The sequence below is a fragment of the Nocardia citri genome, from assembly GCF_054065835.1.
The window spans coordinates 59069-72406 of record NZ_JBSUQM010000020.1; the positions used below are offsets into that span (position 1 = coordinate 59069).

The window sequence follows — 13338 nt, forward strand, 5'->3', positions numbered from 1 at the left end:
GGCCTGAGGTGAGGGCGGGCACTCAGCGTACGTGATCGCCGTTGCGGACCTCTTCGACTGTGCGACTGATCATTTCGCGCAGCGTCGCGGTGACGCGCCGGCGATCGGTCGGCTTCACGGTCACGGTACGACTGCCGAAACTGACATAGCGGCCGTCATTGTCGAAGTCGGTGATCTGGAAGTCTTTGCGGCCCTTGGTATGCCGATTGTCCACACTGCCGAGCGGATACACGCCCACGTGCACGGTGGCGGTGGTCGGCCGACGGAAGAATCTGTCGAACTCCTCGCGCACCGTCGGACGCCACGCGTCGCGCACCACCGGCGGCGGCTGGTCCAGCTCCTCGATCGGGACCTGCATCGGTTTACCTTGTCCTGGAGCACATTCCGGCAACACCGCGACCACCGCGGGGACCAGATCCTCGGCGGCCAGAAATATCAGCTCCACATCCCCGCCGTGTTCGTGATCGGTGCCCGGCTGCTGAATCGCCAACGCCGCGTGCTGGAAATGCACGCCACCGTGTGCGCGGATCTTCTGTTCCTTGCGCGGACCACGCAATCCCGCAACCTCCACGCGCGCCTCCGGTGCCAGCAGCACCTCGACGGCGCGCACCAGATCATCGTCCAACTGCGGGGCCACCACCTGTGCCGCGGCCCGGCGCAGCCGATCCGAATCCTCCTGGAAGACTTCGGTGGAACGATGTCGCAGCGGATAGGGCAGCACATCCCGTCCGGTCGACTCCCAGAGCACTCGGAATTCGAGTGCGGTGAAACGCCACCGCCGCGCGGTTGTCATGCGGTCTTCCTGTCTTCGCTCGGTCTTTCCGCCGCGACCGATGGTGCGGTGCCTTCGGCGCTTTCAGTCACTCACCGATGACCGGCGGGACCGTCTTCGGCACAGTGTCGAGCCCGGTGAGCTCTTCGCCGTTCTGCTGGTTGATCAAGTACTCGGGGACGCCCTTGGTGGACTCGTTCTCGTCCTTGCCGCCCCGACCGCCGGGCGAGCCCATGCCGGACATGCCGTTTCGACCCGTGCTCGGGGCGGCGGTAGCGGTCGTTGCGGCGGAGGTAGCGGTGCCGGTGGGCGTGCCGGTGACGGTTCGGCCCGGGGACTGACCGGTCGTCCCGGGTGTGCCGCTCGGACTGCCCGAACCGGTCGGCGCGCCTGTCCCGGTCGGGGTTGTCGTCGACGACGGGGTGGTCGCCGTGGTATCGGGCTGTGTCGTGGTCGGCTCGGTGCTGGTGGGGGCGGTCGAACCAGCCGTCGACTGGATACTCGACGGATCGGTGGACGGACTCTGCTCGGTGCTCTCGGGCTCCTGCTTCTCCGTTGGTTGGCCGCCGCCAGGCGTGGCACCACCCTCACCCTGGGTGCCGCCAGGACGGTAACCCGGTACCACAGCGGGCGTTTCGCCCGGCTTCGCCGTGGGATTATCGGGTTTGGGAATGACCGGGACGTTGGTGTCGGTCTCCTCGATGACCGGCGCGTACACGGTGCTCAGCACGCGAACCGCCTCGGCATGCGCGGTGCTCTCGGCCTCGTCGTTATCGCGCCAACCGCGGCCCGCGATCCAATGCCGGGCGTTCTCGACATTCGACCGAAGCTCGGGAGCGTGCGGCACAAGGGCTTTCGTCGGTTCCAAACCGGTTTTGAGTTCGGCGACCTTGCTGCCGGTCAGCTTGGCGGCATTGGCGAGTTGCACCGCCTGGTTGCTGTAATCCCCGACCGCCTTGGCGACGGCATTGCGCGAGGCGCCCTTCCAGATGCCTTCATCGGTCGCGCGTTCCATCGCCTTATTGAAGGTGTCCAAGGAGGTCTCGGCGCGTTTGCCGATCTCATTCCACGCGGTCGCGAGGTTGTCGACGGCGGTGATGTCGATCTTGTCGACCTTCTCGCGCAGCTGTGCGGTCGTCGGCCTGTCGAAGTCGTCGCGGCTGCGCACCGAACGCGGTCGGTAGTCACCGTGGAAGCCGATACCATTGGCGGCACTGCGAACACCGTCACGCTGTCGGTTGTATTTGTTCTGCACAGCGGCCGGATCGACACCCGGTTGACGTTGCTCGCCCGCGATCCAATCGGTCAAGCTTGCGAGCATCGCGGAGCCGAGATCGCCTGCGCTCCACTCGAACATGCCGAATCCCATGGATCAACCGCCCATCGATCGCAGCGTCAACGTCACTCGGTGCGCCATCCCCCACCCCTCCCGACCCGTCCAGAGGTCATTACCATACCAAACGATATGCCCACTACCGCGCGGCGAATCGTCGAGTGCCGGCGTCCCCAGATCAACCGACTACCCCCAGTCCACCCGCGGCCAGGTGGATCCACGCAGTGACGAACCGCGCCGCAACGTTGACGGCCCCACGGCATACCGCCCGGACTCGAGTCAGCTGATCGGCCGGACGCGCGACACGTCGGCAACCCGCCGGTCGCGAGCACTGCCAGGCCTTACCTCGATCCGCCCGTTCGGTAATGTCCTGCGCCACAACGCATATCGGTCCCGGACGCAGAAGCGTCCGGGGCCGATATCAGCTGATCAGCCGCGCAGTACCGCACCGACCGCGTCGGCGGCGGCAGCGACCGCCGAGTCACGCGCCGCACTGGCCTCGTCCTCGGTCAGTGTCCGGTCGATGGCTCGGAAGCGCAGGGCATAGGTCAGCGATTTGCGGCCCTCGCCCGCCTGCGCGCCCTCGTACACATCGAACAGCGCGATATCTTCGAGCAACGCACCGCCGCCGGTGCGCAGCGCGGACTCCACCGAAGCGGCGGGCACGGTCTTCGGCACACTCACCGAAACGTCCTGCAGCACCGCCGGGAACGGCGAAACCACGGGGACGGGCCGGGATTCGCGCAGCGGCAGCGCGTCGAGATCGATTTCGACGGCGCAGCTGCGCGGCGGCAGGCCCGCCCGCTCCACAACGGCCGGATGCAACTCACCGGCGTGCCCGACGACCGTGCCGTCGACCACCAGCTCGGCACACCGCCCCGGATGCCACGGCAGGTAGGCCGCCGGGCGACGCTCGATGGTGACGCCCGCCGCATCGCCGACGGCATCGGCGAGTGCGAAGGCATCGGCGGCCTCCGCCGCACGCCCCGCCCCCCACGGTCCACGCGGTTCCCGGCGTCCGGTCAGCACCGCACCGATATGCACCGGCTGCGCGGGCAGCGAATCGAGCAACTCCGCGATCTGCGCATCGGTCGGACGACGATCCACCGGCAGCGCTTCGACCGCGCGCACATTCGGACCGGGCAGCACTACCTGCGCGATACCGAAGATCGCCAGATCCCGCGCACCACGGGAGATATTGCGCACGGCCACTTCCAGCAGCCCCGGCAGCAGCGTCGTCGCCAATTCCGCACGCTCCACATCCAGCGGGTTCAGCACCCGCGTGGTGTTGCGGCGCGCATCATCGGCATCCAGGCCCCAGACGTCGAAAACCCCGGCGGCCAGGAACAGCGGCGGCGGCACCTCGACGCATCCGGCGAACGCCAGCGCCCGGCTCACCGAGCGACGGCGGCGCTGCGCGGCGGTCAGCCCACGTCCGGCCGGTGCGGTCGGAATGACCGACGGAATCTGCTCCAGCCCCTCCAGCCGCAGTACCTCTTCCACGAGGTCGGCGGGCTGGGCCAGGTCGGGACGCCAGCTGGGCGGCGTGACGACGAGCTGTCCGTGCCCGGTGGCCTCATCGACGCCCACCTCGACCGTGCAGCCGATCTGCGCGAGCCGCCGTGCGGAGGTTCCGGTCGGATACACCACGCCCGCGACCCGATCGGCGAGATCGATGTCGATCCGGATCGGCGACGCGGCCGGTGCCGGCACCCGCACATCGGTAACCGCGGATAACACAGTGCCACCGGCGATTTGGGCCAGCAGCGTGGCGGCGCGATCGAGCGCGGCGACATTGATCTCCGGATCGACGACCCGCTCGTAACGCTTACCGGCCTCGGAGACCAGCTTGTGCCTGCGCGCGGTCCGGTAGACCAGCAGCGAATTCCAGGTGGCGGCCTCGAGCACGATATCGGTCGAATCCGCGCCGACTTCCGTTGTCGCACCGCCCATTATGCCTGCGAGCGAAACCACCCCGGAGTCGTCGGCGATCACCACATCCTCGGCATCGAGCACCCGCTCGACCTCGTCCAGGGTGCGCAGTGTCTCGCCCCTGTTGGCGGTGCGCACGACGAGACCGCCGTTGAGCTTCGCGGCATCGAAGGCGTGCAAAGGCTGGCCGAGTTCGAGCATCACATAGTTGGTGACATCGACCGCCGGCGAAATCGGGCGCACACCCGACAGCAGCAGTCGACGCTGTAACCACCAGGGGCTCACCGCATTCGGGTCGATACCGATGACCCGGCGCACCGCGAAGCGGGTGCACTTGGAGTTCGGCTCGAGTCGGACCGGCCACGCGTCGTGCTCGTCATCGGCCATGGTCCGCACCGCCGGATCCGCGTACTCCAGATCGAACCCGCACGCCAGCTCGCGCGCCAGCCCGCGGGTCGAGAAACAGTACCCGCGATCGGGCGTGATGTTCAGCTCGATCACCGTATCATCGAGTCCGAGCAGCTCGTTGGCGTCGGTGCCCGGTTCGGCGGTGCCCGGCTCGAGCACCAGGATGCCCGAATGATCCTTGCCGATACCGAGTTCGGCGACCGAGCAGATCATGCCGTTGGAGACATGTCCATAGGTCTTGCGCGAGGCGATCTGGAAACCGCCGGGCAACACCCCGCCCGGCAGCACCACGACAACCAGGTCGCCGACGGCGAAGTTCGATGCGCCGCAGACGATCTCCTGCAGATCGGGCTTACCCACGTCCACCTTGCAGAACCGGATCGGCTTCTTGAACTCGGTCAGCTCGGTGATCTCGACGACGCGACCGACCACCAGCGGCTTATCGATATCGCCGTGCACCCGCTGGAGCTTGTCGACCTCTTCGACCTCCAGCCCGACGCGGACGAATCCGGCATCGAGCTCCTCCGGCGTCACCGACCAGTGAGGGGTGGTCCGCTGCAGGATTTCGGTCAGCCAGGACTGCGCTACTCGCACTTGACGTTTCGCTCTCTCGATCGAAGGTTCGTTGAACTCGACAAGCTCAGGACCGGATACCGAAGGGCAGCGTGAAACGCACGTCGCCCTCCACGATGTCCCGCATGTCCGGGATGCCGTTGCTGAACTGCAGCGTCCGCTCCAGCCCCATACCGAACGCGAACCCGCTGTACACCTCGGGATCGATCCCGCTGGCGATCAGCACCTTCGGGTTCACCATGCCGCAGCCGCCCCATTCGACCCAGCCCGCGCCGCCCTTCTTGTCCGGGAACCACACATCGACCTCGGCCGACGGCTCAGTGAACGGAAAATAGTTCGGACGCATGCGCGTGCGGGTATCCGGCCCGAACAGGGCACGCGCGAACGCGTCCAGGGTGCCGCGCAAATGCGCCATGGTCAGGCCCTTGTCCACCGCCAAACCCTCCACCTGGGAGAAGACCGGGGTGTGGGTGGCGTCGAGCTCATCGGTGCGGAAGGTCCGACCAGGGCACACCACATAGATCGGCAGCTCACGCTCGAGCAGCGAACGCACCTGCACCGGCGAGGTGTGCGTGCGCAGCACCTGCCGCGAACCCTCGGGCGCGATATGGAAAGTGTCCTGCATCGTGCGGGCCGGATGATCGGGCAGGAAATTCAGCGCGTCGAAATTGAAGTGCTCGGTCTCGACCTCCGGCCCCTCGGCCACCTCCCACCCCATCGCCACGAACACATCGGCGATCTGCTCGGAAATAACCGTGATCGGATGCCGAGCCCCGACGGCGTCCCGGCGCGCGGGCAGCGTCACATCGATCGTCTCGGCGACCAGCACCGCCGCGTCCCGCTCGGCGAGCAGCACCGCGCGGCGCGATTCGAAAGCCTCCAACACCCGCGCCCGCGCGACATTCACCCGCTTGCCCGCATCCGCCTTCTCCGACTTCGGCAGGCTGCCGAGCGCGCGCTGCGCCAGGGCCAGCGGCGCCTTACCGCCGAGATGCTCGGTCTTCGCGACCGCGAGCGCATCGAGATCCGCGGCCGCCGCAAACGCCTTCTCGGCCTCCGCCGCGGCAGCGGCCAACGCCGCCTCGCTCAGCGCTGCGTTCTCGACTCCATCGTTGTCGTCGGCCACGATCGTTCGTCTCTCCCCTGGGGATCGGTTCGCGGGTCCACGGTATTGCCGACCCACATTGTTCCTGGTCGAATCGTATTCGATGCGCGAGGGCCGATTCATCCGGATTGCCGCTGTGTCGCTTGTCGAGGGTGCGCCAGCGCCCCGCTGCGCGGTTTCTCGCAGGCCAGAGCGGCAGCTTTGAAAACGGAACATGCGGACGGACGGGACGGGACAGCAAACCGACCACGGCACCACCGACCACTCCGATTCCCTCTGGTAGACCCGTTCATCGCACGCGGGCGAGCAGACCGACTACCGCCACCGTCCGGCTCCAGGTAGTACCGATGCGTCGATATCGGACGACCCGCGGCTAGCCGACCGGCACAGTCACGCCGGGAGACGACGGGCCGTGTGCGGGACCAGTTGGCTCGCGACGTCGGCATTCTCATCGTTCTCATCCTTGCCGGGCAAGAAAGCCAGCCGGATCGTGCGGGTGGCGCCGGGATCGATCTGGTCGACGCCGTTGCGGAACGGGTTGATTTCGATGATTGCGGACGCATCGGGCCCCTGGGCGCGGCCACCAGCGGTGATCAGGCGCTGTTCGGCGATTCGGAATGCTTGGCCATGTTGGGCGGTGACCGTCAGCGCCACGACGGTGTACACCGCACCAGTGCGGCTCGCGTTGGTGCATCACGTCTGTCACGGTGGAAGCGAAGCTTTCGTCGCGCACCGCACGCGGCGGAGCCGGGGATTGTTCGCACGCGAGGGCAGCGGGGATCACTCGGGACGGCAACAGAGGCTGAGTGGGTCGTCGTCACCGGAGCCGAATCGGACGCGAGACGATCGGGGTTGCCTTGATAACCCGGGAAGGTTGAGCTGCGCTACCGCGCGTCCGTCACTGAACTACAGTCCGGCGGAATCGTCCACGACGAGGACCGGCCTGAGCGGGATTCGCAATCGCCATTTCTGCGCCAGATTCGGGTAGTTGCGAAGGACCAGGTCGACCAGTTCCTCACCGTTGATCAGCCTGAGGCCCTGCCGGACACGTTCGATGGCTTGCGCCTCTCGGCTGTATGCGCCGAGCGTGACGAACAGACTCAACTCATTGGGCGCCTGGGTGCCGATGAGCTGCTGCACGTCTGGTGCGCCGATAGTGCTGGTCATGTGCTTGCACTGCACCTTGATCAGCGGAGGTTCGATACCCAGCGGGTCGCGGTGTGCAATCACATCGACCCCACCGTCCTGGGAGTAGGCGGTCGCCCGCGCCTGGTAGCCCATCGCGCGAAGCAGATCGGCGGTGAACTCTTCGAACTCCTGGTGCGAGAGGTCATGTTTGAGTGATTCGAGTACGAAATCGCGTGTGTGGCGTTCGATGCGCGACGCCCGCGGTTCGTCGGCCGCACCGTCATCCTCTTCGACTTCCAAGAGGGCAGCACGCTGTGTTGCCCGCATCAGGTCTGCCTCGCCCACCGCCTGCAGCGCGGCGAGAAATTCGTCGGCATGCTTACGAACCCCGAAGACCGTCAGTAGCGACCCGATTTCATACAGCGCCGCCTGCGAGAAGTCCGTTCGAGATAGTCCGAGCTTCTTCCAGCTCACGGCACGGCGATGCCGGTGCTTCGGGGCGTCCGTAGCGAACTCATACGGGCCGGTGACGATCCCGATGTTGATCGTGCTGTCGGGGCGGTACGGAGCAACCACAACATCGCCCACTTTGATCTCGTCGGCAAGTCGTAGCAGAACCCCCGCCCATCCCGCGATTGCCCTGGGTTTGTCCTCAGGGTACGTCGCAGCCAGGGCAGCCTTCAGCTTTTCGCGGGAGACACCGACTTTACGGAGGTCCGTAATCTCGTCCCAGCCGACGCTGACGAAGCCGCCGTCGATGAGTTCGGTGGTCAGCGAGTCGTTGTGGATACCCCACACGTTGGGCATGGTGATGCTATTCCTGTTCTGGCAGTTACTGATTCGGCGAGGTGGAGGCTACTGGAGGAGGGGCTGTCCGCTGATGGGCGAGGATAGTTATGTAGCGGTTGGCGCGAGTATGTGCCAGACGCAGCTCCACTGCCCCACCTAGACACTCGGACCGACAAATCTCGTCCCGCCCGGACGGTCGGGGTCACAGGAACACAGCTCCGAGTGGACCGAAGTTATTTGTGGCGGGCCCGCCGCCAGCCAGGATCTATCCCCCAAACCCGAACTGCTGAAGCCTGAACCGCGCCGTCTCGCGCTCCTGATCGGTGAACAGTTCCGCGAACCGCTCATCGAGCACTGCGGCTTCCACCGTCAGATCCAAGCGCTCGAACTCCCACAAGGTGGAGAAACCCTCGGAGAGTTGTTTGGTAGCCAGCAGCTTTCGCGCGGTGGCAACAGCTCCCATCTCGGCGACCATCCGACGAAACTGCCCCGGTCGGTATCCGGTTTCGTTGATTGCTCGGGCGATCGCCTCGTTGACCGTCTTGGTGAACTCGGCAGTGACATCGGCCGCAGCAACCGCCACCATCGATTCGACAGGTTCGGGATCAGCGTATTCCGGCTCGGGTGCCTCCTCTATCGTCTCGCTTCCCCGATTGGCGTAGGCGAGCAGCTCGTCCAGGGAGGTGAAGACCTGGTAACCGAGTAGCGTCAACCGGGTCAGATCGACGTCGTTGCCGTCGTGTATCAGGACCACCGGGTCTCCGATTCCCGGCTGCAGGCCGTCCGGCCACAACGCGTCGGCGACCACGAGCTCGCGCCGGGTGCGTGGGTCGGTGACCTCGACTTCGAACTTCGGCCTGACGAATCCTCGATCGGCCAGGTCCTCGACCGCAGTACGAAGGCGGGCGATGGCGGGGTTCTCGCTCTCGTCGCGGACCCGAATCGGCTTCAAGTTCGTACCGGGCGCGTCGCCGGAAAGTAGGCTTTCGAGGAACTTTTGTGCTGCCGCAGTGACGAGTTCGCGGCGAGCCTGGAGGAATTCCAGATAATTCTCAACCCGCCACAGCTTGGGATCTGTTGGGATCCACTGTGATTCGAGGACGCCAGGCTGGTCCCTCTCGACCTCGGCAAGGTAGTCGGTCGGCGCGCGCTTCTTCAGCACGTCGACCGTATTCGCGGGAAGGATGCAGAAGTTGGCCAGGTTCTGGATATGGCCGCGTTCGTATCCGGCCTTGCGCAGTTCCTCGTTCGGGAACAGACGGTGGATGTCCAATGCGGCCTGCTGGCCCAGATTCTCGGCCCGCAACTCCAGCCCGCTGCTGAGGTCGCGGGCTCCGCAGGCGCGGGTCAACGTGTAGAGCAGTGGGTAGAATCGGGCGCCACGATTGGTGCCGGTGAAGTCATCGGGGCGAATGGTGAGTTTGCCACCGCGGGTGCGCTCTAGATTCTTGATGAGGGCGTCGACGCCGCCCCGAGTGGCGGCCTCGTAATCCTGTTGTAGCGCGGTCTCTGCCGAACCGGTGTACCGGCCCCACAGCGCGGCGTGGATGTACCAGTAGAGGACACGATCACGGTGGGCATCGTTGTCGAACCGGCCACCGTTGAGCTCGAGCAGTCGGGACGCTACGTGCAGCGCGGCCGGCGCCATCAGCACCTGGGCATGGTCTAGTCCGAGGCGGGTAGAGACCGCATCGAGGAAGGTGTCGATATGCCTGGCAGCGGACCGCAGCGCACGCTCGAAATCCTCTGGTGTCACTTTGCCGAGCGCGTCGAACACCGAGCGTCCACTCGCGACGGCGGTGACGTTGCGCAGCAGCCAATCCAGGCTGAAGCCGTATCCCAGCTGGTTCCATCGGTCCAGGTTCGCGCGGAGTTCTTGCCGCGCTTCGGGCCGCCGCGCGCACAGACTCGCCAGGGCCAGGTCGCCTTTCGACAGCTTCGTGCCGCCCGAGTTCACGCGGTTGAAGATTTCGACGACATCATCGACAGTTCGGCCGGAGTCGGTGATCTTCTCCTCGTTCAACGACAGCCTGGTGATCTCCCGGAGCTTGTTGAGCCGGTCGAGGTAGACGACGAGCTGCGCGTCGTCGACTTGCGGATGGGTGTCGGGAGAGAATCGCCGGAGGTATGCCATTGGTCCACGCTCGAACAACTCCGTGACGTCAACCCAGAACGGGTTGTCTTTCATCTTCGCCGCCGAGTAGAACTCGAACACCTCGTTTTCGACATCGAAGTGCAGCGCGCTGAACGCCTTCGGGTCGCCCTCGAAGAACGGCGGCGGGGTCCCTCGCACGACCCCGTATATGGTGGTCACCCGCTGCTGTCCGTCGAGCAGCAGCCGTCGCGGCCCCGCGGCGGTGCGGGAATCACCCCGGTACGAGATGTCGTCGGAGTCGGTCTCCCAGAACAGCAGACCACCCACTGGGTGCTCCAGGTACAGCGAGCGTAGGAGCCCGCGAACCTGGTCGCGGTTCCACACGTAGCCGCGCTGGAACTCTGGAAGGAGCACAGTGCCGGCGTCGATCTGTTCGAGCAGGTTGGCCAGGCGAGTCACGACGACCTTTCTAGATTCGGACTTCCGGAAGTAGGTCGCTCGGGGCGCCATGCCACGTTACGACCAGTTCCTCGCGAGCGCGGGTGCAGGCGACGAACAGCAGACAGCGTTCGCGCTGCAAGTCGCGCTGATGGGCGTGCGGGTCTTCCGCCACCGAGGTGATTGCGGCAGGGGCAGGCACCTGCGTGTCTCCGACGCCCAGCACCGCCAAGTAACGGAATTCGAGTCCCTTCATCCGGTGCATAGTGCCGACGCCGACGCCACCCGCGGTCGCTGTGGACAGATCGATGAATGGAATGTCGGCGTGCCGCAGCGCTGCCCGAACTTTGGCGCCGAGATCGTTGGCGCGGATTGCGATTCCGATCTCGTCGGGCGCGGCGCCATGTTCGATCCAGCCATGCACCAGCTCGACCAGGTTGGACAGTTCGTCCTCGAGGGAGTCGAATCCTCGTACGACCGGATCGCGTCCATGCAGGTCGGAACGGCAACCGGCGATGGAGTCCAGCCCCTCGTCCATGTCGTCGATGCGCTCACCCCGCAGCAGCTCCAAACTCCAGCGGAGGATCTCCGCAGTGGTGCGGTAGTTGACGGTCAGCCGAGTGGACCGCCCGGCGACGTGGATCCCGACGTCCTTCAAAGTCACCCGGTTCTGGTAGATGCGCTGGTGGGTGTCACCGGCGAGGAACAAATCGTCGGCTCCGGGCAGCACGCAGGCCCGCAGTAGCCGCCACTGATCAGGACTGAGGTCCTGCGCTTCGTCGACGAGGACATGTCGATACATGGGATCTTCGACCGTCTCCATGATGCGGACAGCTTCGCGGCAGATGGTCTCATGGGTCCACTGCTTGGTCTCGGTGAGTCGCCGCTCGAAGTCCGAGATCGCCAGCCAAACACCGGCTTTCGCCTGCGCATTCATCGCCCTGCCGCGGCCGCGGCGCTTGGCAGCAAGATACTGATCAGCTGATTGGATTCGCTGAGCCAGCACTACCTCTCGCCATTCGTCGCCGAGGAAGCCGGGCGTGAAAGGCAGTTCCAGATCTTCGACGACCGCTGCCCAGATCTGCCGCTCCTCTGACGACGACAGGATATGCGGCGGTTTGCGATGCTCGCGGAAGATCTTGTTGGCAAGCTTGTCGACGTTTACGACCTCGATTCGCCGTCGGACGCGCTCATTCTCGATCAGCAGGTTGAGTCCGGTTTGGAGAATATCGGTCAGCGTTGAGGTGAAGGTGGTCAGCAGCACACGCCCCTCGTTGCGCTTCGCAAGGGCATGGGCCCGGTGCAGCGCGACGACCGTCTTGCCGGTTCCGGGGCCACCTGTCACGCGGGCGGGACCGCGGTGGGCGGCATCGGCGATCGCTCGCTGGGTGGGGTGCAGGTATACACGCCAGAAATCCAGCGGGCGCTCGAGAATTGCGAGCAATTCCTCAGGCCCGTCGACAGTGACCAGCCGGTGGCCGCTGCGCGCGATGGCGGCGTCCAGATCGTCGGGGTCGATCGGCTCGGCGGTCAGCTCGGCAGCTAGCAGTTCCCAGACCTGGTCCGGGGTGAATCCCTCGGCGAGACCGGACAAGACCTCCCACTGGGTACCGGGCAGGAACTCCTTCACCGCCTCCAACTGCACCTTGTCGGTGAGAGATCGGGCGACCTTCAGAACCCGGTCGTCGATGCCCAGCCTGCGGAGCACTGCGTCGTCGAATCCGGCGAACAACAGCGTCGCCTCGGACTGTGTCGATTCCGGCAAGGCGGCCAGGGTTTCGGCGGCGCCGACGCCATCCCAGATCTCGACGACACCGAATGCGGGATTGACCGAGACATCGCGACGGGCGGCCCAGGCATAAGCATCGTCGTGCGGAAGCACCTTCAGCAGGACATACGTATCGCCGGAAGCCGGCGCCAGCACGATGCCGCGCATCGACTGGTTGATGCGAATAGATCGATATCGATTGTTGCAGGCGGTGCGGAGCTTCTCCAGGTGCAGTCCGGTGTGGGTGCTCGCCGCGAACTTGGCGAAAACATCTCGCACATTGCGCTGCACGGACGCTTCCAGCGCGCCGAGGTCGAGCAGAAAGTCCTTGTCGATCACCAGTTTCGCCACACGACCCCCCTCGGCAAAACCGACGTTTCCGGCGCTGATGCGCCTCCGATCCAACACAGCCCGGCAGCTATGCCCCAGCCACCAGACCGAACAAGGCTAGCATCGACGAGTCACCCGAGTCCGGCCGTGTAGATGAGAGGCCAGCCGGCCTGAAAGATCAGCTCCGGCTGCGCATCCTGATCAGGATGTCGCGTGCCTGGTCCGGCGCGATCTCCCCGTTGAGCACCGCTTCGGACATCAGTTGGCGAGTCTGACCGGTGGCAACGCCACGATGTTGGGCGTACCGCAGCACCTCCGGGTTGTCCGTGATCCACCTGGATCCGGCGAACTCCTTGCGCTTGGTGAGCAGGAAGCAGGTCTCGGCTTCGCCGAGGTTTTGCAGCGACCGCGTTTCGGCTCCGCCGAACACGACGCGCCGCAGTCGATGGACTTCGCAGATCTCGGCCGGATCATCGATATCGACAGGTTCACCCATGTATCCGCTGAGGGTGACCTGAGCTTTGACAGGCAGCGTCCGCGAAACCTCGTATTCCACAGCGGAAGTCCACACGCCTCGGGTGCCGAGAATCGACTTCAACAGATCCAGGCGATCCGCCCTCACGAAGTTGCCGAAAACAGCGCTGTCGAGAAATAGGAACTCGCTCAC

9 protein-coding genes are annotated in these 13338 nt (G+C 65.4%); all 9 read right to left on the reverse strand.

Annotated elements, in window-relative coordinates; genetic code table 11:
* Nucleotides 1-22 precede the first annotated feature (22 nt).
* Entirely contained in the window at nucleotides 23-793 is a 771-nt protein-coding gene (locus ACW2Q0_RS23400; RefSeq protein WP_457193039.1) for an ESX secretion-associated protein EspG, read from the reverse strand.
* 67 nt (nucleotides 794-860) lie between these two features.
* On the reverse strand, nucleotides 861-2129 hold the full coding sequence (locus tag ACW2Q0_RS23405) for a hypothetical protein (protein WP_457193040.1): 1269 nt from the start codon (nucleotides 2127-2129) through the stop codon (nucleotides 861-863).
* A gap of 405 nt (nucleotides 2130-2534) precedes the next feature.
* Nucleotides 2535-5039: a phenylalanine--tRNA ligase subunit beta gene (pheT, locus tag ACW2Q0_RS23410; RefSeq protein ID WP_457193041.1), complete on the reverse strand. Its 2505-nt coding sequence runs from the start codon at nucleotides 5037-5039 to the stop codon at nucleotides 2535-2537.
* 46 nt (nucleotides 5040-5085) lie between these two features.
* Nucleotides 5086-6144: a phenylalanine--tRNA ligase subunit alpha gene (gene pheS / locus ACW2Q0_RS23415; protein WP_457193042.1), complete on the reverse strand. Its 1059-nt coding sequence runs from the start codon at nucleotides 6142-6144 to the stop codon at nucleotides 5086-5088.
* Nucleotides 6145-6513: 369 nt separating this feature from the next.
* Nucleotides 6514-6777, reverse strand: coding sequence for a hypothetical protein (locus tag ACW2Q0_RS23420; protein ID WP_457193043.1), 264 nt, complete (start codon nucleotides 6775-6777; stop codon nucleotides 6514-6516).
* 252 nt (nucleotides 6778-7029) lie between these two features.
* Entirely contained in the window at nucleotides 7030-8058 is a 1029-nt protein-coding gene (locus tag ACW2Q0_RS23425) for a restriction endonuclease (protein WP_457193044.1), read from the reverse strand.
* Between the two features lie 247 nt (nucleotides 8059-8305).
* A complete protein-coding gene (locus ACW2Q0_RS23430) occupies nucleotides 8306-10594 on the reverse strand; it encodes a GmrSD restriction endonuclease domain-containing protein (RefSeq protein ID WP_457193045.1) in 2289 nt (762 codons plus the stop codon).
* 10 nt (nucleotides 10595-10604) lie between these two features.
* The gene (locus tag ACW2Q0_RS23435) at nucleotides 10605-12692 is read right to left on the reverse strand and encodes a UvrD-helicase domain-containing protein (protein WP_457193046.1); all 2088 of its coding nucleotides are present in this window, start codon (nucleotides 12690-12692) and stop codon (nucleotides 10605-10607) included.
* A gap of 157 nt (nucleotides 12693-12849) precedes the next feature.
* Nucleotides 12850-13338 carry a hypothetical protein gene (locus ACW2Q0_RS23440; protein ID WP_457193047.1) on the reverse strand — a complete coding sequence of 163 codons (489 nt, stop codon included), beginning with the start codon at nucleotides 13336-13338 and terminating at the stop codon, nucleotides 12850-12852.